The sequence below is a fragment of the Streptococcus parasuis genome, assembly GCF_021654455.1.
In the GTDB taxonomy this organism is placed as follows: domain Bacteria; phylum Bacillota; class Bacilli; order Lactobacillales; family Streptococcaceae; genus Streptococcus; species Streptococcus parasuis.
The window spans coordinates 1,815,660-1,836,244 of the sequence record NZ_AP024276.1 but is presented as its reverse complement, the minus strand read 5'-3'; the positions used below and the strand labels follow the sequence as shown (position 1 = coordinate 1,836,244).

At 39.7% G+C, this 20,585-nt stretch carries 20 protein-coding genes; 13 read left to right on the top strand and 7 right to left on the bottom strand.

The genetic code is table 11. From position 1 onward, the window contains the following. Window positions 1-123: 123 nt before the first annotated feature. Window positions 124-573: a pyridoxamine 5'-phosphate oxidase family protein gene (locus tag L6410_RS09210; protein ID WP_172006942.1), complete on the top strand. Its 450-nt coding sequence runs from the start codon at window positions 124-126 to the stop codon at window positions 571-573. A gap of 90 nt (window positions 574-663) precedes the next feature. Further along, on the top strand, window positions 664-1,005 hold the full coding sequence (locus L6410_RS09205) for a metal-sulfur cluster assembly factor (protein ID WP_024381060.1): 342 nt from the start codon (window positions 664-666) through the stop codon (window positions 1,003-1,005). Between the two features lie 18 nt (window positions 1,006-1,023). Here L6410_RS09205 and L6410_RS09200 read toward each other — a convergent pair whose 3' ends face one another. The 5 genes from L6410_RS09200 to L6410_RS09180 form a co-directional block, all read right to left on the bottom strand. Then, window positions 1,024-1,419: a DUF6176 family protein gene (locus L6410_RS09200; RefSeq protein WP_172006953.1), complete on the bottom strand. Its 396-nt coding sequence runs from the start codon at window positions 1,417-1,419 to the stop codon at window positions 1,024-1,026. Window positions 1,420-1,474: 55 nt separating this feature from the next. Next, window positions 1,475-3,190 carry a dihydroxy-acid dehydratase gene (ilvD, locus tag L6410_RS09195; RefSeq protein WP_237395375.1) on the bottom strand — a complete coding sequence of 572 codons (1,716 nt, stop codon included), beginning with the start codon at window positions 3,188-3,190 and terminating at the stop codon, window positions 1,475-1,477. A 168-nt stretch (window positions 3,191-3,358) separates the two neighbouring features. Next, complete coding sequence (locus tag L6410_RS09190) at window positions 3,359-3,769, bottom strand: hypothetical protein (protein WP_237395374.1); 411 nt, start codon at window positions 3,767-3,769, stop codon at window positions 3,359-3,361. Further along, complete coding sequence (locus L6410_RS09185; protein WP_024397003.1) at window positions 3,750-4,685, bottom strand: phosphodiester glycosidase family protein; 936 nt, start codon at window positions 4,683-4,685, stop codon at window positions 3,750-3,752. Before L6410_RS09185 ends, L6410_RS09190 begins: the two co-directional genes overlap by 20 nt. Beyond that, on the bottom strand, window positions 4,672-5,724 hold the full coding sequence (locus tag L6410_RS09180; protein WP_237396773.1) for a bifunctional glycosyltransferase family 2/GtrA family protein: 1,053 nt from the start codon (window positions 5,722-5,724) through the stop codon (window positions 4,672-4,674). Before L6410_RS09180 ends, L6410_RS09185 begins: the two co-directional genes overlap by 14 nt. 239 nt (window positions 5,725-5,963) lie before the next feature. Between L6410_RS09180 and L6410_RS09175 the strand changes: the two genes are divergently transcribed. The 6 genes from L6410_RS09175 to L6410_RS09150 all read left to right on the top strand — a co-directional run bounded on the left by L6410_RS09175 (window position 5,964) and on the right by L6410_RS09150 (window position 12,641). Next, window positions 5,964-7,667 (top strand): acetolactate synthase large subunit, encoded by a 1,704-nt coding sequence (locus L6410_RS09175; RefSeq protein WP_024391389.1) that lies wholly within the window; start codon window positions 5,964-5,966, stop codon window positions 7,665-7,667. Further along, a complete protein-coding gene (gene ilvN, locus L6410_RS09170; RefSeq protein ID WP_024391390.1) occupies window positions 7,660-8,136 on the top strand; it encodes an acetolactate synthase small subunit in 477 nt (158 codons plus the stop codon). Before L6410_RS09175 ends, ilvN begins: the two co-directional genes overlap by 8 nt. Before the next feature lie 141 nt (window positions 8,137-8,277). Then, on the top strand, window positions 8,278-9,300 hold the full coding sequence (ilvC, locus tag L6410_RS09165) for a ketol-acid reductoisomerase (RefSeq protein WP_024391391.1): 1,023 nt from the start codon (window positions 8,278-8,280) through the stop codon (window positions 9,298-9,300). Window positions 9,301-10,179: 879 nt separating this feature from the next. Continuing rightward, window positions 10,180-11,430 (top strand): threonine ammonia-lyase IlvA, encoded by a 1,251-nt coding sequence (gene ilvA / locus L6410_RS09160; RefSeq protein WP_237395373.1) that lies wholly within the window; start codon window positions 10,180-10,182, stop codon window positions 11,428-11,430. Window positions 11,431-11,439: 9 nt separating this feature from the next. Then, complete coding sequence (locus tag L6410_RS09155; protein ID WP_172075184.1) at window positions 11,440-12,342, top strand: SPFH domain-containing protein; 903 nt, start codon at window positions 11,440-11,442, stop codon at window positions 12,340-12,342. A gap of 89 nt (window positions 12,343-12,431) precedes the next feature. After that, a complete protein-coding gene (locus L6410_RS09150) occupies window positions 12,432-12,641 on the top strand; it encodes a capsule biosynthesis transcriptional regulator (RefSeq protein ID WP_024391394.1) in 210 nt (69 codons plus the stop codon). A 213-nt stretch (window positions 12,642-12,854) separates the two neighbouring features. On the opposite strand, the gene L6410_RS09145 is transcribed toward L6410_RS09150, so the two are convergent. Further along, a complete protein-coding gene (locus L6410_RS09145) occupies window positions 12,855-13,598 on the bottom strand; it encodes an amino acid ABC transporter ATP-binding protein (protein WP_237395372.1) in 744 nt (247 codons plus the stop codon). Then, window positions 13,591-15,153, bottom strand: a complete 1,563-nt coding sequence (locus L6410_RS09140; protein ID WP_237395371.1) for an ABC transporter substrate-binding protein/permease — start codon at window positions 15,151-15,153, stop codon at window positions 13,591-13,593. The genes L6410_RS09145 and L6410_RS09140 overlap by 8 nt, the downstream gene beginning before the upstream one ends. Before the next feature lie 263 nt (window positions 15,154-15,416). Here L6410_RS09140 and L6410_RS09135 point away from each other — a divergent pair, with 263 nt between their 5' ends. The 5 genes from L6410_RS09135 (at window position 15,417) to sufD (ending at window position 20,582) form a co-directional block, all read left to right on the top strand. Then, window positions 15,417-16,256 (top strand): undecaprenyl-diphosphate phosphatase, encoded by an 840-nt coding sequence (locus L6410_RS09135; protein WP_160863741.1) that lies wholly within the window; start codon window positions 15,417-15,419, stop codon window positions 16,254-16,256. A 204-nt stretch (window positions 16,257-16,460) separates the two neighbouring features. Then, window positions 16,461-17,177, top strand: a complete 717-nt coding sequence (gene mecA, locus L6410_RS09130) for an adaptor protein MecA (protein WP_024391398.1) — start codon at window positions 16,461-16,463, stop codon at window positions 17,175-17,177. Next, window positions 17,174-18,358: a glycosyltransferase family 4 protein gene (locus L6410_RS09125; RefSeq protein ID WP_024391399.1), complete on the top strand. Its 1,185-nt coding sequence runs from the start codon at window positions 17,174-17,176 to the stop codon at window positions 18,356-18,358. Before mecA ends, L6410_RS09125 begins: the two co-directional genes overlap by 4 nt. A gap of 171 nt (window positions 18,359-18,529) precedes the next feature. Beyond that, complete coding sequence (sufC, locus tag L6410_RS09120) at window positions 18,530-19,303, top strand: Fe-S cluster assembly ATPase SufC (protein WP_002938165.1); 774 nt, start codon at window positions 18,530-18,532, stop codon at window positions 19,301-19,303. Between the two features lie 16 nt (window positions 19,304-19,319). Continuing rightward, the gene (sufD, locus tag L6410_RS09115; RefSeq protein ID WP_172055597.1) at window positions 19,320-20,582 is read left to right on the top strand and encodes a Fe-S cluster assembly protein SufD; all 1,263 of its coding nucleotides are present in this window, start codon (window positions 19,320-19,322) and stop codon (window positions 20,580-20,582) included. Window positions 20,583-20,585: the final 3 nt, after the last annotated feature.

Genomic DNA, 20,585 nt, shown 5'->3' with positions numbered 1-20,585 from the left:
AATGGTTCTGTTAGTAGGGAGTTGTTCATGCAACACTTTCACCATTTCTATCAATATCCCACTTAACATTTTCGCTTGTTTTTGATATACTTTAGAAAATAGGTGTTTTCAAGGGGTGATACCATGGAACTAAAAGATATTATGCATATTTTGGAAGATATGAAGGTTGGAGTTTTTGCAACTCTGGATGAGTATGGAAATCCACATGCTCGTCATGCTCATATCACTGCAGCAAACGAAGAAGGGATTTTCTTTATGACAAGCCCAGAAACGCATTTCTATGATCAATTGATGGGGGATCAAAGAGTTGCGATGACGGCTATTTCTGAGGAAGGGTACCTTATCCAGGTAGTGCGTGTAGAAGGGACTGCCAGACCTGTGGAGAACGACTATCTAAAGACAGTTTTTGCGGATAATCCTTATTATCAACATATCTATAAAGATGAGTCTAGTGATACAATGCAAGTATTTCAGATTTATGCTGGTCATGGCTTCTATCAAAGCTTGACTCAAGGTCATAAGTATATCTTTTCTATTGGTCAAGGTGAGAATTCAGAGGTTCGTGCACTTTGAAAACTAGTTGAAAACATTTGGTAAGACAAGTATATTTCAAATAATTATGATACAATACTTTTTATAAATGTTTTAGGAGTGTTTGGATAAATGAGAGAAGATATTCAGATCAATGAGCGAGCCCTTGTTTTGTCAGATCAATTGGTGGAGGTATTGGAATCTATTTACGACCCCGAGATTGAGTTGGATATATACAATTTAGGACTTGTCTATGAAATTCATCTAGATGAAACCGGGTTTTGTAAAGTAGTTATGACCTTTACTGATGCAGGTTGCTCATGTGCAGATACGATGCCTGGAGAGTTAGTAGCAGCTTTGAAGACTATTGACGGAATAGAAGATGCTCAGGTCGAGATTGTTTGGTCTCCTGCTTGGAAAATGACAAGAATTAGTCGCTTAGGTCGAATTACTCTGGGGATAAGCCCTAAATAAAAGAGTTGCAGTTTTGTTTTACTGCAGCTCTTTTTTAAACGTGTCATCGTATTGTCTGTCTAATTCTTCCATCGTTTCATAAATGGGTTTGGGAATCATAAGGACTTGAGGATCCAGATCGACCATGCCATAGCTTGGGTCAATACATTCTTCCCAGTATTCTAAATGTTTTTTGTCGATGTAGGATTCTGAATCTTCGACTTCGATCCCTCCTTCAGCTTGAACAGAATACCAGTAGAGGTATTCACGTCCATCTAGTATGTCACGGAAAATTGTTTCGACATACATTTTTTCATTTTCGAGTGTCAACAGTGTGTCTTTTATGTGATTGTTGAGGAAGGCCATCCATTCGTCTACTTTTGCAGTCTTACCCTCTTTTACACGAAAACGAGATAATTCAACATTTAATTTCAACTTCATTTCCTCCATATAAAAGCCCAGTCGGTTAGACAAGGCTTTGTGATATGATTTATTGTTTACCAGTACGTTCAGGTCTCCAGAAGTCTGTAACAGCTCCTTTAGAGGCAGAGGATACGGTATGGGCATATTTACCGAGAACACCACGAGAGTAGAGTGGTGGGATAACAGTTGTTTTCTTGCGTTCTTCGATTTCTTGGTCAGAAACATGCATGGTGATTTCTTTGGTATCCTGATCAACTGTTACAAAATCGCCAGTGCGGAGGAAGGCGATTGGGCCACCATCCTGAGCTTCAGGAGCGATATGACCAACAACCAGTCCATAAGTGCCACCAGAGAAACGACCGTCTGTTAGTAGGGCTACCTTGTCACCTTGGCCTTTTCCGACAATCATAGAAGAAAGGGACAGCATTTCAGGCATACCAGGTCCACCTTTTGGACCAACATAACGGACAACGACAACATCTCCGTCGACAATTTCATCGGTCAATACAGCCTCAATTGCTTCTTCTTCGGAATTAAATACTTTCGCAGGTCCAGTGTGATTACGTACTTTTACACCAGATACTTTAGCGACAGCACCTTCAGGAGCTAGGTTACCTTTGAGGATAATCAGTGGTCCATCAGCACGTTTTGGATTTTCAAGCGGCATGATGACATCTTGACCGGGTGTCAAATCGGCAAAGTTTTCCAAGTTTTCAGCCACTGTTTTACCAGTACATGTGATGCGGTCACCATGAAGGAGACCGTTTTTCAACAAGTATTTCATAACGGCAGGTACGCCACCAACGTTATATAAATCTTGGAAGACATATTTACCAGATGGTTTTAAGTCTGCCAAATGAGGTACTCGTTCTTGGAAATCGTTGAAATCTTCAAGAGTTAGATCGACATTTGCGGCATGAGCAATTGCAAGGAGATGGAGGGTAGCGTTGGTTGAGCCCCCAAGAGCCATCGTAACAGTTATCGCATCTTCAAAAGCTTCACGTGTCAGAATGTCAGATGGTTTGAGTCCGAGTTCTAACATACGAACAACAGCACGACCAGCTTCTTCGATGTCAGCCTTTTTCTCAGGAGATTCTGCTGGATGAGATGAGGATCCTGGGATAGACATACCTAAAACTTCGATGGCTGTTGCCATTGTATTGGCAGTGTACATACCGCCACAACCACCAGGTCCAGGACATGCATTGCATTCAATTTCGCGGACTTCCTCTGCTGTTAGATCTCCGTGGTTCCACTTACCAATTCCCTCAAAGACTGAAACGAGATCAATATCTTTGCCATTTAGTTTACCTGGAGCAATAGTTCCACCATAGGCGAATATTGCAGGAATATCCATATTGGCAATTGCAATCATAGAGCCAGGCATATTCTTATCGCATCCACCGATTGCTACAAAGGCATCTACGTTATGTCCGCCCATTGCAGCTTCAATAGAGTCAGCAATGATATCACGTGACGTGAGGGAGTAGCGCATGCCGGGTGTTCCCATAGCGATCCCGTCAGCAACGGTAATGGTTCCATATTGGACAGGCCAAGCGCCAGCATCTTTCACACCTTCTTTAGCTAATTTTCCAAAGTCATGTAGATGGATATTACAGGGTGTATTTTCAGCCCAAGTTGAAATAACCCCTATGATAGGTTTTTCAAAACTATCATCAGTCATTCCAGTTGCACGAAGCATAGCTCGGTTAGGTGATTTGACCATCGAATCGTAGACAGAACTACGGTGACGGAGATTTTTTAGTGTGTCTTTTTCGGTCATTTCTCTTCTCCCTATCTTATTTTACCCATTATATCACAGAAATAGCGGAATCGATAAGAGAATGGATAAAGAAATGTAAATTTCTGAATATTCTGCAAAATGAACTCGAAATGAAATACAAAAAAGACAGATGGTTTATACCAAATGTCTTAAAAGTCGGTGTGTCAGTTAAGTTGTCGATTTTTGACGAGTTCTTCTTGTGTCACTGATGAATAGTGTAATGAGTGAAAGTGCCAGGAAACTAGCGCCAACATACCAGTAAGGTTGATCTAAGGTGGTTGAGCGACCGGATAGATTTATGATACCTCGTAGGAGACATCCGGCTGTAATGGTAGCAATGCTTGAGTTCCACAAGTTATAAGTTATTCGTGATAAGTTGGGCTTGACTTGCAGAAGGCTCAATAGCAGAATACCCCCCACTAAAGTTGCGCAGAACATATAGTGCATAAAGACTGAAACTTCTCCATAACTAAGGCTCTCGTAAATACGACTGAAGATGAATAGGAAGGCTGTCATAGCTAAGTAGGAGATAAATGTTCTTGAGAATCTCGTTGTTGAATTAGTAACCGATGTAGACAATATCGCTCACCGCCCTTTCTGAAATAGTGTTTCCGTTTGTAGTTGGATTGTTAATAACTTGACCATTGAAGTAAAGAGTTGATGAGCCACCACCATCAAGGTTATAGGCAGTAGTTGCACCGTACTCTTTCATAATTTCAGCCATTTGATAAAGTGATAAACCTTCGCTTTCGGTAGTTCGTCCATCAGCGACAACGATGATATAGTGGTTTTCGTCAATGATCCCGATAGCTGTACGCGGGTTTGAAGCCATGGCACGTCCGACTTCAGTAGAAGTATCGACGACAATTTCACCATTTTCGACTAAGGCAGGACCGAAGGCAAGTAAGTTGACAACCCCTTGGTCAATTAATTCTTGTGCAGTAACCTCGTCCTCGTAGACGATTTCAAATGAGCCGTCTGCATAGATTGCGAGGTCGCCATAAGAGGCATTGTCGCGAACTGTATCGCGGTAAAGGATACCATTTTTGATAACGTAACCTGTTGAATTGGCCCCGTAATAGTCCCCGTTTATCGCCAAAATGGCATTGTTTGCTACGGCTGTTTCAGAGGTTTTAGCCGTTATGTTGGTTCCATATGTATTTTGAGCAAGAGCTGTTTTCAAATATTCAGCAGAACTAACTTGAATATCTGCGACGTAAACGGTTGTGTTATTTGTAGTGATTGTCTCAAGATTAATCTGGATATTGTCATCTGAGTAGCTCGTATCAGTTGTAGATACATTGGTTGCAGTTGTTGCAGCAGTAGATGATGATACGGTGGTAGTATTTTGACTACTCGTAGTAGTATTGCTTGCAGAGACAGTTGAGATGGCTTCGGAAATCACGAAGGTTTTTAACATGGAATAAGTAAATCCTCCTGTTAAAAGCATTCCGAAGATAGTGGCGTAGGCAAAGGGCTTTTTAAGCAATTTCATGTGATAATGATTTCCTTTCTTTAAAAATAATATTCTTTTGAATAAACCAAGATACTAGGAATAGAAGGAGTCCAACTGCTAATTTAACCAGATAAAGATTTAGACCTAACAGTTGATTGAATAAGTAAAGGAGAGTAGTGTCGCAAAAGAAGAAAATGAATGCGAGTGTGAAATAGCCTGCTCCCGTTCTTGTAACACTGTCCTTATTATTAAAAACCAATTTTTTATTCAAAGTAAAGTTACAAATGGCGCTACAAATTCGAGCGATGGTATTCGCTAAAAGTAACCGTAGGGTGGTCGGAAAAGTTGTAAAAACCAGTAAGGCTAAGGCATATACACCGTAGTCAACTAGAAATCCGCCAAAGGATGCGAGGGCGAATTTAAATAAGTTTTTATAAATTAATAAACCATCTTTGATTGGTCGAAAATGTGAGCTAGCATTATCATCAATGTAAATTGTTTGAATAGGAACTTCTGTAATCTGATAACGCTGACTCCCTTTCGTAAGCATGTTCATTTCATATTCATAGCGATCACCTTCTATTTCTAACATAAAAGGAATTAGGCCGGAATGAAAACCACGTAAACCAGTTTGTGTATCGCTAACAGTAACACCGGTTTGGAGTTTGAATAAGACCCGGGTCAACTTGTTTCCGAATCGACTGCGTAAGGGAATATCATTTGTAAATTGGCGAACACCTAGTATTAATCGGCTTGGGAGATTCATTGCGGCGTGTGCAACTCGATCAATATCATTAATGGCATGCTGGCCATCAGCGTCCGCAGTGACAACCGCTCCTGGTTTATTTAATTCATAAATGTATTGGAAGGCAGTACGTAAGGCCTGACCTTTTCCTTTATTGACCTCATGATGAAGGACTGTTGCGTATTGTTTAGCTGCTTCTAGGATTTCTACAGATTCACCGCTACTCCCATCATCGACAACAATCACTTGACAATTTAGCCTGTTTTTCATCCCTTTTAGTAATTGGATTAATTTTTCATCTGGCTGATAAGCCGGTATCGTAACGTAATACATATCCATAAACCTCATTTATTTTTCTTGATGGTTATACTATACGGGAGTTTTCTAAAACCAAGCTGAAAGCAAGCTGGTACTGGGTTTTACTTAAGTTTTCCTTAAGAAAATATTAGGAAATCGTTAAGAATTCAGGCAAAAAGGTCGAACAAATGTAGGAATTTTCAGAATATTCCTTGACATTCTAACACTGTGTGTTATTATAGTAGATACCACGTTTGTAGGGAGGAGGAATATTTGTGCAAGAAATTCAATTGGATCAACCGTGTTCGGGATCGTTTCTAATCTTAGATACCTTGCATCAACTTGGAGTGGACCTTGTTTTTGGTTATCCAGGGGGAGCAGTATTGCCACTGTATGATGCTATCCATCAGTATGAGGGCATTCAGCATATTTTGGCTCGTCATGAGCAAGGTGCCGTTCACGAAGCAGAAGGTTACGCTAAATCATCAGGAAAGGTGGGCGTAGCGATTGTCACTTCAGGACCGGGGGCTACAAATGCCATTACAGGGATTGCTGATGCCATGGGCGATAGCGTGCCACTTTTGGTATTTAGTGGACAAGTAGCAACAAGAGGGATTGGTAAAGATGCCTTTCAGGAAGCGGATGTATTAGGTATGACCATGCCGATTACCAAGTATAATTATCAGATCCGTGACACGGCAGATATTCCTCGAGTGATTACAGAAGCGCTACATATTGCGACTACAGGTCGTCCTGGACCAGTTGTGATTGATGTTCCGAAAGATATTCAAGAGAAGATCGTAGAATCTTACCATGATCCTGCTCTGCATTTACCAAGTTACCAACCGACAGTTGAACCAAATGGTTTGCAGGTTAAGAAAATTTTGAAACAGCTTAGCCAAGCTCAGAAACCAGTTATATTGGCTGGTGGTGGTGTCAACTATGCAGATGCCAATAACGAATTAGTTGCCTTTGCAGAACGTTACCGTATTCCAGTTGTTTCAACCCTTCTAGGGTTGGGGGCTATGCCAATTGAGCACGAACTATCTTTAGCCATGGGTGGTATGCACGGTTCATATGCTGCCAATATGGCTATGGATCAGGCTGATTACATCATCAATATTGGAGCGCGATTCGATGACCGCCTAACTGGTAATCCAACAACCTATGCGCCAAATGCAACGGTAGCACATATTGATATTGATCCTGCTGAAATTGGTAAAGTTGTCAAAACGGCTATTCCAGTAGTGGGCGATGCTAAGGCAACCTTGAAAGCTCTGCTTGCTTTAGAAACAGTTGAAACAGGCTATGCTGATTGGACGGCACAAGTATTGGAAAACAAACGTCTGGCGCCATTTTGGTATGATGAAGATGAAAAGGTTATTAAGCCACAGGCAGCCATTGAATTAATTGGTCAGTTGACGCAAGGGGATGCCATTGTCGTGACAGACGTTGGTCAGCATCAAATGTGGGCTGCCCAATTTTATCCTTACAAACATGCTCGACAGCTGATAACATCAGGTGGCATGGGTACTATGGGATTTGGTATTCCAGCAGCTATCGGTGCCAAATTAGCTAATCCAGATAAGGAAGTAATTGTCTTTGTCGGTGATGGAGGATTCCAAATGACCAACCAAGAATTGGCTATTTTGAATGGCTATGGCGTACCGATAAAGGTTGTATTGATCAATAACCATTCTCTTGGAATGGTTCGGCAATGGCAGGAATCATTCTATGAAAAACGTCGCAGTCAATCCGTCTTTGATGATGAACCAAATTTCCAATTGTTGGCAGAAGCTTATGGCATCAGTCATTATAGTTTTGACAATCCAGCGACACTGAGCGAAGATATGAAAGTTATCCTAGAAGATAAGCCAATGTTGATTGAAATACATATTTCCAATCGGGAGCATGTTCAACCGATGGTGCCAGCAGGTAAGAGTAATGCGGAAATGTTGGGGGTGAAGTTCAATGCGTAGAATGTTAACAGCTAAATTGCGAAATTCATCTGGTGTTCTGAACCGTTTTACAGGTGTTCTTTCACGCCGACAAATCAATATTGAGTCCATATCTGTTGGACCGACTGAAGTAAGCGATATCTCACGAGTGACGGTGATTGTTGATGTTGCAAGTCATGATGAAGTAGAACAGATTATAAAACAACTTAATCGTTTGATTGATGTGGTCCGTGTCCGCGACTTGACCGAAATACCTCACCTAGAGCGAGAAGTAATTCTTGTTAAGATTTCAGCTCCACCTACGAAACGAGCAGAAATTTTAGCAATTATTCAGCCATTTAGAGCAAATGTTGTGGATGTAGCACCGCACTCAATTACCATCCAAATGACCGGTGATGGAGATAAGATAGAAGCACTCTTACGCGTAATTCAACCTTATGGAATCAAGAATATCGCAAGAACTGGCGCGACTGGCTTTAGTAGAGACTGATGCTCTTCGATAATAAACACTAGACTGCCTTGGTTTGGTTTGATGAACTTTAGTTCTACCTTCGCCTCCGTCGCTTAATCCAGCGTTCATTTGCGTTGAGCATCCAAAACTTCAAATAAAATATAGAAAAGAGAAAAAAATATGACAGTAGAAATGCAATATGAAAAAGATGTAACAGTAGCAGCACTTGATGGCAAACGTATCGCCGTTATCGGTTATGGTTCGCAAGGTCATGCACATGCACAAAATTTGCGTGATACAGGCCATGATGTCATCATCGGTGTGCGTGCAGGTAAGTCATTTGACAAAGCAAAAGAAGATGGTTTTGAAACATTTGAAGTTGCAGAAGCAACAAAACAAGCTGATGTCATTATGATTTTGGCTCCAGACGAAATTCAAGCAGATTTATATGAGAACGAAGTTGCTCCAAACTTGGAAGCTGGAAATGCGCTTGGTTTTGCTCATGGCTTCAATATTCATTTTGAATTTATCAAAGTACCGGCTGATGTGGATGTGTTTATGTGTGCTCCGAAAGGTCCAGGTCACTTGGTTCGTCGTACATTTGAGGAAGGCTTTGGTGTGCCTGCTCTTTATGCGGTATATCAAGATGCTACTGGTAATGCGAAACATATTGCGATGGATTGGGCCAAAGGTGTGGGTTCAGCCCGCGTAGGACTTTTGGAAACTACTTTCAAAGAGGAAACAGAAGAAGATTTGTTTGGTGAACAGGCAGTTCTCTGTGGTGGTTTAACTGCATTGATGGAAGCAGGTTTTGAAGTATTGACAGAAGCTGGTTATGCACCAGAATTAGCTTACTTTGAAGTATTGCATGAAATGAAACTGATTGTTGACCTTGTTTACGAAGGTGGTTTCAAGAAAATGCGTCAATCTATTTCCAACACTGCTGAGTTTGGTGACTATGTATCAGGTCCACGTGTGATTACTGATCAAGTGAAAGAAAACATGAAAGCAGTTCTTGCGGATATCCAGTCAGGTAAATTTGCAAATGACTTTGTAAATGACTATAAAGCAGGACGCCCACGTATGGAAGCATATCGTAAAGAAGCAGAAAATCTTGAAATTGAAAAAGTTGGTGCAGAACTCCGCAAAGCAATGCCATTTGTCGGACGTAACGACGACGACGCCTTCAAGATTTATAACTAGAATAGCCTACGGATAGGCTATTCTAGCCCTCGCCTGAAAACGAGAGAGCGAGGAAGTCCGGGGGACTATTTTAACCCTCGCCTAAAAACTGAAAAGTGAGGAATAGCCTACGGATAGGCTATTCTAGCCCTCGCCTGAAAACGAGAGAGCGAGGAAGTCCGGGGGACTATTTTAACCCTCGCCTAAAAACTGAAAAGCGAGGCATAGCCTACGGATAGGCTATTCTAGCCCTCGCCTGAAAACGAGAGAGCGAGGAAGTCCGGGAGACTATTTTAACCCTCGCCCAGAAACTGAAAAGCGAGGCATAGCCTACGGATAGGCTATTCTAGCCCTCGCCTGAAAATGAGAGAGCGAGGAAGCCTAAGGCTAGGCAAAAGAGAGGCTTGCCTATTATCAAGCCCTATATATATCCCCTCTGACAGTTTCCCAAACTGCCAGATTCCAATCCTCTGTTTAATTGATAGAACTACAAGAGCTGGCTTGCCCGGCTCTTTTGGTCATTGTTGGAAATTTATTTAGAAAATTAAAAGAATGTTTTCAGTATATTTCCGAGAATCAACTTAACATTGTAATGAGGACAAATAATCGAAAAGCAGTTTGTATAGTCGAATGAATTAGTTTCCAGACAAGGAACTGAGGTGCAGGCAATACTAGAGTGTGGCAAGCTGAAAGTGAAGATGCTTCAAAGCTAATTCAAGTAACTTGGTCATTTATTGGATGCAATAGCATTCTCTCTATGGCGGCTCATTGATTTGGAAATTTATTTTTGAAGTGATTAAAAAACTGGTATAATAAAAAATAGAATATTTAAGTATAAATACTATATTTATTTTTGCATTATTGGTACAATAGATATAAATAGAAAGAAAAAAGTGCATTATGATTTCAGCAAGAGATATTGAACAAGCGTATTCAGTTCTGAAAGACGTTGTCGTCCGAACTCCATTGGATTTTAACCGCTATTTATCTGAAAGATATGGAGCAAGCATCTATATTAAGAGAGAAAATGAACAGCGAGTTCGCTCGTTTAAAATTCGCGGTGCTTATTATGCCATTTCACAACTGACAGATGCAGATAAAGCGAACGGCGTTGTTTGCGCATCTGCTGGGAACCATGCCCAAGGGGTAGCGTATACATGTAAAGAAATGCAGATTCCGGCAACAATTTTTATGCCAATAACGACACCTCAACAAAAAATTGGACAAGTTAAGTTTTTTGGTGGAGAGTTTGTCGAGATTCGTTTGGTTGGGGATACCTTTGATGAGTCGGCTACAGCGGCGATGAAGTATACTGAGGAAACGGGAAAAACATTTATTGACCCCTTTGATGATCCAAATGTACAAGCTGGCCAAGGTACTGTTGCTTATGAAATTCTTGAGGAAGCCGAAGAGCAGTCTGTGAGTTTTGATCAGCTACTCGTCCCAGTTGGTGGAGGAGGTCTAATTGCTGGGGTCTCTACTTATCTGAAAGACCAAGCACCTGAGATTAAAATTGTTGGCGTTGAGGCGAGTGGTGCAAGGTCAATGAAGGCTGCTTTTGATAAAGGTCGTCCTGTTAAGTTGGAGCATATTGATAAATTCGCAGATGGTATTGCTGTTCAAAAAGTTGGGAAAACAACTTATGAGGTGGCGCGCAAAAATGTTGATCAACTGATTGGCGTTGACGAGGGTCGGATTTCGGAAACCATTCTGGATCTATATTCAAAATTGGGAATTGTTGCGGAACCTGCTGGCGCAGCAACCATTGCGGCACTTGAAGTAATCAAGGATCAAATAAAGGGCCAAACGATTTGCTGTATCATTTCTGGAGGAAATAATGATATTAACCGTATGCCAGAAATGGAAGAGCGTGCTTTAATTTATGAGGGGGTTAAACATTATTTTGTGGTCAATTTTCCTCAAAGACCGGGAGCTCTTCGTGAATTTGTTAACCACATTTTAGGTCCGAATGATGATATTACACGGTTTGAATACATAAAACGTGCGAATAAAGGAACGGGTCCGGTTTTAATTGGGATTGCATTGGGTGATAAGAGGGATTACGCTGAGTTTATTGCACGACTAGAACAATTTGATTCTCAATATATCAATTTGCATGAGAATGATTCGCTTTATAAAATGCTAGTTTAGGAGGCTATTATGTCTACTGGTTCAATTATTTTTATTGTTGTAGTGATATTTGTATTATTTATCGCTTTGATTTTACTCTTTTCAGGTTTGTATGTGGTCAAGCAACAGACTGTCGCTATCATTGAACGATTCGGTAAGTATCAAAAAACATCAACGTCTGGTATTAACTTTAAAATTCCATTTGGTGTAGATGTCATTGCGGCCCGCATTCAGTTACGGATGCTACAAAGTGAAATTATTGTTGAAACAAAAACACAGGACAATGTTTTTGTGACAATGAATGTAGCAACACAGTACCGAGTTAATGAGAATAATGTGACAGATGCTTACTATAAACTCATGCATCCAGAGGCACAAATCAAATCGTATATTGAAGATGCCTTACGCTCATCAGTTCCTAAATTGACTTTGGATGAATTGTTTGAAAAGAAAGATGAAATTGCCCTAGAAGTTCAAAAGCAAGTAGCTGAAGAGATGTCAACCTATGGTTATGTTATTGTAAAAACCCTGATTACAAAGGTTGAACCGGATGCAGAGGTGAAACAATCAATGAATGAAATCAACGCGGCTCAGCGCAAACGGGTTGCAGCTCAGGAATTGGCGGAAGCAGATAAAATTAAAATTGTTACTGCCGCAGAGGCAGAAGCTGAAAAAGATCGCCTACATGGTGTGGGGATTGCTCATCAACGTAAAGCCATAGTGGATGGATTAGCAGATTCGATTCGTGAATTGAAGGAATCCAATGTCAGTTTGACGGAAGAACAAATCATGTCGATTCTGTTGACAAACCAATATTTGGACACTTTAAATAATTTTGCACAAGGAGGTAATAATACAATTTTCCTTCCTGGGAATCCAGAAGGAGTTGAGGACATTCGGACTCAAATACTATCCGCTCTAAAGGTTAAGTAAATTTTAGCAAAAACCGAATGTTTTGCTTGACAAAAAGTGCAAAGCTGTATTATACTAAATTGCACGAATAAAATGGAAAGGGGTTTCTCATGACAAGTTACGAAAAAGTTGCTGCAGTTGTTAACTGGGTACGTGAAAAGAAAATCACTGGCTACCGTATTAGTAAAGAAACTAATGCTCGTGAAATGTCAGTCATCGCTCTTGCACAAGGCCGTGCTAAGATTGATAACATCTCATTTGCAACTGCATTGGGTTTGATTGACTTTTACGATAAAAACCACAAAAAATTTGAAAACTAATCTATGTAGTTTTAAAATAGAGGTTCCGATGAGGAGCCTCTTTTTTTCCATAAAAAAGATACCAGAGTGACCTGGTATTGTGAATGTGTTCCTATTCAAAAATCTCATACTCTTCGAAAATCAAAATTATCCGTTGTCAACTTGCCTTGATGAACTCCAGTTCTATCTTCGACTTCGTTTCCTAGGCTACTTTTGATTTTCATTGAGTATCAATTATCCTAAGAAACGTTTGAGGAATTCTTTGGTACGTTCTTCTTGTGGATTCTCAAAAATTTGTTTTGGACTACCTTCTTCAGCAATAATCCCTTTATCCATGAAAATGACACGATCGGAAACGTCACGCGCAAATTCCATTTCATGAGTTACGATAATCATGGTTAGACCAGATTTTGCTAGGTCTTTCATCGTTTTGAGAACTTCACCAACCATTTCAGGATCGAGAGCAGAGGTTGGTTCGTCAAATAGAATCAATTCGGGATCAATAGAAAGAGCACGGGCAATAGCAACACGCTGTTTTTGACCGCCAGACAATTGACTTGGCTTAGCTGTCCAGTACTGCTCAGTCATCCCTACCTTGTTAAGGTTTTCCTTAGCAATGCGCTCAGCTTCTGACCGTTCGCGTTTTAGGACGGTTGTTTGAGCTACAATCGCATTTTCTAAAACATTCAAATTGTTAAAGAGGTTAAAGGATTGAAACACCATCCCAAGTTTTTCTCGGTAATGAGGTAGGTTATACCCCTTTGCCAAAACATCTTGTCCGTGGTAAAGGATTTGTCCATCAGTTGGTGTTTCTAAGAGATTGATAGAACGTAAGAAGGTGGACTTTCCAGAACCAGAAGAGCCAATGACAGAGATAACCTCGCCCTTTTCAACTGTAATAGAAATATCTTTAAGTACTTGATTTTGTCCGTATGACTTTTTAAGATTTTTAATTTCCAAGATAGTATTATTAGTCATTGAGGACCCCCGTTTGCATTTGATTTGCGCCTGTTGTATACGTATCCATGTCAAAGCGTTTTTCAACTATGCGTAGAATACGTGTTACAGTAAAGGTTAGAATAAAGTAGATGATAGCAATAACAGTAAATGTTTGGAAATATTGATAGGTTTGGGTTGCAACCGTGTTTCCAGAGAAGTATAGTTCTACCACAGAGATTACATTCAAAACAGAAGTATCTTTGATATTGATAACAAACTCATTACCAGTAGCCGGTAAAATGTTACGAACAACTTGAGGGAGTACGATTTTACGCATGGTTTGATTATGGGTAAATCCAAGAGCTGTTGCCGCTTCAAATTGCCCCTTATCAACAGCAAAGATACCACCACGTACAATTTCACTCATGTAAGCACCGGTATTGATAGAAACGATAAAGATAGCTGCTAAGGTACGGTCAAGGTTGAGACCAAAAGCCTGGGCAGTACCATAGTAGATAACCATTGATTGTACAATCATAGGGGTGCCACGGAACACTTCAATATAGACATTGATAATCCAACCTAAGAGTTTCTGTCCGATTGCTAAAACTTTATTAGTTGCTTTTGGTGCGGTACGGAATACACCAATGAGAAGACCAATAATTGTACCAATAATTGTACCAAGTATTGAGATTAATAGGGTCATTCCTGTTCCGCGTAATAACTGTTGCCAGTTGTTAACGATAATTTTCCAAACTTGAGAAAAGAAATTTGGATTTTCAGCTGTAGCTTCTTCAACAGGTTGGTTTTCAATCATGTTATCCATGAGTGCGATTTGATCTGATTCAGAAAAAGCTGCTAACACTTCGTTTACTTGTGTGATACGAGTATCATCTTTTCTCATACCAACTGCAATCGTAACATCTTCGGTATTTGTTTCAAAGCCATCTGTCAATTCAACCATTTTGAAAGCTTTGTTAGCAGCCTCAGCGGTACGTCCTTCTGGTCGCTCAGAAACATAGGCATCAATCACATCAGCTTCAAGTGCTTGGCGAATTTGGGAGAAATCACCCATCGCAGTTTGTTTATCAGCCCCTTCAATTTGATCAATCAAATCATAAAGATAGACACCCTGCTGAGCTGTGATTTTGGCACCAGCAAAATCTGATAAGCTAGTTGCATCTGCATATTGACTATCTGAACGGACAACAAGGGTTGGTATAGAAGTATAATAGCTATCTGAGAAGGCAATTTCTTTTTTTCGCTCTTCAGTTGGACTCATACCAGCGATAATCATGTCAATTTTTCCAGATGTTAAGGCAGGAACCAAGCCTTCCCATTTGGTTTTGACAACAAGCAATTCTTTATTCATCGATTCAGCAATCTTTTTTGCTACTTGAACATCGTATCCGTTGGCAAATTGATTGGTTCCTTCGATTGGAACTGCACCGTTGCTATCATCTTCCTGTGTCCAGTTAAAAGGAGCATAGGCAGCTTCCATTCCGACACGAAGGTATTCATCTGCTTTTACTCCAGTTGTTATCGAAAAAACAGCTAATAAGCTTAGCAGGAGTATACTAATTTTATGTTTCATAAAATCTCCTTAGTAAAATGTATTATACTATTGTATAAAAAATTCTGAAAAATTTCAACATGCTTATTTTATTTATTCACTTAAATTGTATGAAATAATCATGTGAAAATGTATGAAAATAGCAAATTTGAATACTTATCTGATACTGAGTCAGCTGGCTATGAGAGATAGTTTTTTACAGAATTTTTACTGAGTGCATGACAATTTTTAATTGGGAATATTTATTTTTGTGGTATAATAGGTAGAATTTATCTTAAGGAGTTATCATGATAATAGAGATTTTGAAAGCCATCTTTTTGGGTATTATTGAGGGGATAACTGAGTGGCTGCCAGTTTCATCTACCGGTCATTTGATATTAGTGCAAGAATTTATTCAATTAAAACAAAGTGCTGGTTTTATTGAGATGTTTAATATTGTGATCCAATTGGGAGCAATACTAGCGGTTATTACAATTTACTTCCAAAGACTTAATCCATTTCAACCTGGAAAAACACAGAAAGAAATTCGTTTAACTTGGCAATTGTGGGCAAAGGTAGTACTTGCTTGTATTCCGTCCATTATCATTGCAGTTCCTTTAGATAATTGGTTTGAAGCGCATTTCAATTTTATGGTGCCGATTGCAATTGCTCTGATTGTTTATGGTATTGCCTTTATTTGGATTGAGAAACGTAACAAAGATGTTGAGCCACAAGTGACGGATTTGGCAAAAATGTCCTATAAAACAGCTTTACTGATTGGATGTTTTCAAGTCTTAAGTATTGTACCGGGTACAAGTAGGTCTGGTGCAACTATTCTGGGTGCAATTATTCTTGGGACAAGTCGTTCTGTTGCTGCGGACTTTACTTTCTTTTTGGGAATTCCAACGATGTTTGGCTACAGTGGATTAAAAGCTGTAAAATACTTTTTAGATGGTAATAGTTTGTCGCTTGAACAAGTTGTGATATTATTGGTAGCAAGTGTTACTGCTTACATAGTTTCAGTAGTTGTCATTCGAATGTTGACAGATTTCGTGAAAAAACATGATTTTACAGTCTTTGGTTACTACCGGATTGTTTTGGGTGCTATCTTACTGATTTATTCATTTTTCACATTTATTTTATAAGATAATTTAGTTGTTAAATCGGAAAAAAGTCTAGATTGTAGTTCTAGGCTTTTCTTGTGCCGTTTTTCTATAGTTGAGGCAGAAAGTTTAGAAACTTGCTTTTTTTTTGTTTTTCGAGAGGCATTTTAGTATAATGGGAAGAGATTTGTATGAGAATTAATAATATCTAGGCTAGAAATACCGTACTAGATGAATGAGGTAGTTATGAAAGTAAAACAAATAAGTGATTCGACTTTAAAAATCACTATCCAATTAGAAGATTTAGAGGAGCGCGGGATGGAAATTGCGGATTTTCTTATCCCTCAAGAAAAGACAGAAGAGTTTTTTTATACAGTATTGGATGAATTGGATTTGCCAATGACTTTCCGAGAAAGTGGAATGCTTAGTTTTAGAGTTACTCCAAAACCGGATAAAGTGGATATTTTTGTCACAAAATCTGAAATGGATCAAAGTTTAAATTTTGATGAATTTACAGATTTATCGGAATTAGGCGATGTATCAAGAATGACTCCAGATGAATTGCTGAAAAGTTTGGAACGTACAGTTCGTGAACGAAGCGCGCATGACTCAAAAGCAGTTCGCCAATTAGAAGATGCTGAAAAAGAAGATAGTGATGAATACCAAGAACCGTATATTTATTATATCTTAGAATTTCCTGCTTTGATTGATGCGGTAAATTTTGTTCAAACAGTGGATTATCCAGTTGAAGAATCTGAGCTCTACAAGGTGGAACAAACCTATTATATGACAGTATTGATTAATGTTGCAGAGCGTTCAAAGCAGTATCCGGAATATATTCTATCTCGCATGCTTGAATTTACAAACGATACCAAATTGACACGACCATTTCTTCAAGAGCATGGAATCTTGATGTTGGGGAATGGGGCCATAGATGAGTTGAAAAAGGTGCAAACGGCATGATTCCATTTGCGCTTAAGTATGTTATGGTCTTAATAGCGACAATCGTTATGGCTGTTGTGCTGACTCCCTTGGTTCGTTTCTTGGCATTACGAATTGGAGCTGTCGATAACCCGAATGCAAGACGAATCAACAAAGTTCCAATGCCATCGGCTGGTGGTCTAGCAATATTTATTTCTTTTGCAATAGCCAGTTTGGTGTTCTTGCCCCTTATTGTTACACGTGTTCACATTTCTAGCAACTATTTTGAATATGTATTCCCTATCGTGGCTGCGGGTGCCGTGATTATCCTGACGGGATTAATTGATGATGTCAGGGAACTAGCGCCGCTACCTAAACTTCTAGGTATCGTATTTGCTGCTCTTATCATTTGGTTTTTTACAGATTTTCATTTTGATAGTTTTAAAATTCCATTTGGGGGACCGTTACTCGTGTTCCCAACTTGGCTAGCATTTTGTTTAACTGTTTTATGGATTGTTGCGATTACAAATGCAATTAATCTGATAGATGGGCTGGATGGTTTGGTTGCAGGGGTATCCATTATTTCCCTCTTAACGATGGGGATAGTATCCTATTTCTTTTTGTATGATAGTAATATTTTCTTAAGTTTGACGATTTTTGTTTTGGTTGCGGCGATTGCAGGCTTTCTTCCCTATAATTACCATCCGGCTATTATTTATCTGGGAGACACAGGTGCGCTTTTTATAGGATTTATGATTGGCGTCTTCTCCTTGCAGGGATTAAAAAACTCAACAGCGGTTGCGGTTGTAACACCAATTATTATACTTGGAGTTCCAATCACTGATACTGTGGTGGCAATTATTCGTCGAAAATTGTCTGGACAAAAGATTTATGAAGCTGACCGGATGCATTTGCATCACCGATTGCTCTCACTAGGGCTGACGCATCGTGGAACTGTGTTAGTCATTTATGCGATTTCATTTATTTTTTCCTTAACGTCCTTACTTTTGAATATTTCCAGTCGAGCAGGTGGAGTCTTGTTGGTGGTTGCACTTGCCTTGGGCGTGGAAATCTTGTGTGAATTGATTGGAATTTTTGGTGAAAATAGGACACCTGTCCTAAATATATTGCGTTTTATTGGAAACAGTTCATATCGACAAGAAATGATTGCAAAGAGAAAAATAAAACGTTCAGATTCGCAGGATACTAAGAAAAATAATTAATCTTCTGAAGACAAAGAAAGAGCCCTTTGGCTCTTTTTTTGGTATAATATACAAGATATGATTTATTAAAATTGTCAGAAAAGACTATAAAAATAAATCCATGCCCGATAAAAACACAATGTAAAGATACGTATGGTTTTTAACGAGGATGAACAATATAAGGAGTGTAGTATGTCAGTATTAGAAATCAAAGACCTTCATGTGGAAATTGAAGGAAAAGAAATCCTAAAGGGTGTGAATTTGACCCTGAAAACAGGTGAAATTGCAGCTATCATGGGACCTAACGGAACAGGAAAATCCACCCTTTCAGCAGCGATTATGGGCAATCCAAGCTATGAAGTTACCCAAGGTGAGATTCTTTTTGATGGTGTAAACATTTTGGAATTAGAAGTTGATGAACGTGCCCGTATGGGACTCTTCTTGGCTATGCAATACCCATCAGAAATTCCAGGTATCACTAATGCAGAGTTCCTCCGTGCAGCTATGAATGCTGGTAAGGAAGATGAGGACAAGATTTCAGTTCGTGATTTCATCACTAAGCTGGATGAAAAAATGGAACTTCTAAACATGAAAGAAGAAATGGCAGAGCGTTACCTCAATGAAGGTTTCTCAGGTGGTGAAAAGAAACGTAACGAAATTTTGCAATTGCTTATGTTGGAACCGACTTTTGCACTTCTTGATGAGATTGACTCAGGGTTGGATATTGATGCGCTTAAAGTGGTTTCAAAAGGAATCAATGCCATGCGTGGCGAAGGCTTTGGTGCAATGATTATTACCCACTACCAACGTTTGTTGAACTACATTACACCTGATGTTGTTCATGTCATGATGGAAGGACGTGTTGTTCTTTCAGGCGGACCAGAATTGGCACAACGTTTGGAAAAAGAAGGTTACGTACAAGTAGCTGCCGAACTTGGCATTGACTACAAAGAAGATGACATTTAAGTCTTTGGAGGGATATATGACCAAAGATAGAATTCAAGAATTTTCATTAGAACAGGCAGAGCCAGTTTGGTTGACAGATCTCCGTCTCAAGGCCTTTGAAAAAGTAGCTGAGCTAGACTTGCCAGTTGTTGAGCGCGTTAAATTTCACCGTTGGAATTTAGGAGATGGACGTTTGGAAACCAATGATGCAATTGGTTCAGTTCCAGATTTTACAGAGCTTGGCGATAATCCAAAATTGGTGCAAGTTGGCAGTCAAACTGTTTTAGAGCAGTTACCGATGGATTTGGTGGAACAGGGCGTCGTCTTTACAGATTTTGCATCTGCCATGGATGTGATTCCAGATGTCATTGAGAAATACTTAGGTGCAGCTGTTGCCTATGATGAACACAAACTTTCAGCTTACAATACAGCCTATTTTAATGCAACTGCAGTACTCTATGTTCCAGACCATGTTGAAATTGAGCAACCTGTTGAAGCTTTATTCTACCAAGACAGCTCAAGTCCGGTTGCCTTTAACAAGCGGGTTTTAATCATCGCTGGGAAAAATGCCAAGCTCAATTATTTAGAACGTTTTGAAAGTTTGGGTGATGGAAATGTAGCTAGTTCCGCCAACATTGTTGTTGAAATCATTGCACAAGCGGGGAGTCAAATTAAATTTGCTGCGATTGATCGCTTAGGAAAGCATTTAGATACCTATATCGCACGTCGTGGTTTACTTGGTAATGATGCAAGTATTGATTGGGCAATCGGCTTAATGAACCAAGGAAATGTCGTCGCCGATTTTGATAGTGACTTAAAAGGAAATGGAAGTCATGCGAACCTCAAAGTGGTAGCTTTATCATCTGGTCGTCAAGTGCAAGGTGTGGATACACGGGTAACCAACTATGGCCATAATTCGGTGGGGCATATTCTTCAACATGGTGTTATTTTAGAGAGTGGAACCTTGACCTTTAATGGGATTGGGCACATTATTCGTGGTGCCAAAGGTGCTGATGCTCAACAAGAAAGCCGAGTGTTGATGTTGTCGGATAAGGCGCGATCAGATGCTAATCCAATACTCCTTATTGACGAGAATGAAGTAACTGCGGGCCACGCGGCCTCTATTGGTCAGGTTGATCCAGAGGACATGTATTATCTCATGAGTCGCGGTTTGGATCGTGCAACAGCAGAGCGTTTAGTTGTTCGTGGTTTCCTTGGGTCTGTTATCACAGAAATTCCGGTCAAGGAAGTTCGTGATGAACTAGTCGCAGTAATTGATGAAATATTAACAAAGAGATAAGTT

Excerpts from the sequence above, each read along its gene's own strand:
- L6410_RS09125 (WP_024391399.1), top strand. The coding sequence starts at position 17,174 with ATGATTCCATTTGCGCTTAAGTATGTTATGGTCTTAATAGCGACAATC.
- sufD (WP_172055597.1), top strand. The coding sequence starts at position 19,320 with ATGACCAAAGATAGAATTCAAGAATTTTCATTAGAACAGGCAGAGCCA.
- mecA (WP_024391398.1), top strand. The coding sequence starts at position 16,461 with ATGAAAGTAAAACAAATAAGTGATTCGACTTTAAAAATCACTATCCAA.
- L6410_RS09155 (WP_172075184.1), top strand. The coding sequence starts at position 11,440 with ATGTCTACTGGTTCAATTATTTTTATTGTTGTAGTGATATTTGTATTA.
- L6410_RS09145 (WP_237395372.1), bottom strand. The coding sequence starts at position 13,598 with ATGACTAATAATACTATCTTGGAAATTAAAAATCTTAAAAAGTCATAC.
- ilvN (WP_024391390.1), top strand. The coding sequence starts at position 7,660 with ATGCGTAGAATGTTAACAGCTAAATTGCGAAATTCATCTGGTGTTCTG.
- L6410_RS09210 (WP_172006942.1), top strand. The coding sequence starts at position 124 with ATGGAACTAAAAGATATTATGCATATTTTGGAAGATATGAAGGTTGGA.
- ilvA (WP_237395373.1), top strand. The coding sequence starts at position 10,180 with ATGATTTCAGCAAGAGATATTGAACAAGCGTATTCAGTTCTGAAAGAC.
- L6410_RS09185 (WP_024397003.1), bottom strand. The coding sequence starts at position 4,685 with ATGAAATTGCTTAAAAAGCCCTTTGCCTACGCCACTATCTTCGGAATG.
- L6410_RS09180 (WP_237396773.1), bottom strand. The coding sequence starts at position 5,724 with ATGTATTACGTTACGATACCGGCTTATCAGCCAGATGAAAAATTAATC.
- sufC (WP_002938165.1), top strand. The coding sequence starts at position 18,530 with ATGTCAGTATTAGAAATCAAAGACCTTCATGTGGAAATTGAAGGAAAA.
- L6410_RS09150 (WP_024391394.1), top strand. The coding sequence starts at position 12,432 with ATGACAAGTTACGAAAAAGTTGCTGCAGTTGTTAACTGGGTACGTGAA.
- L6410_RS09140 (WP_237395371.1), bottom strand. The coding sequence starts at position 15,153 with ATGAAACATAAAATTAGTATACTCCTGCTAAGCTTATTAGCTGTTTTT.
- L6410_RS09205 (WP_024381060.1), top strand. The coding sequence starts at position 664 with ATGAGAGAAGATATTCAGATCAATGAGCGAGCCCTTGTTTTGTCAGAT.
- ilvC (WP_024391391.1), top strand. The coding sequence starts at position 8,278 with ATGACAGTAGAAATGCAATATGAAAAAGATGTAACAGTAGCAGCACTT.
- ilvD (WP_237395375.1), bottom strand. The coding sequence starts at position 3,190 with ATGACCGAAAAAGACACACTAAAAAATCTCCGTCACCGTAGTTCTGTC.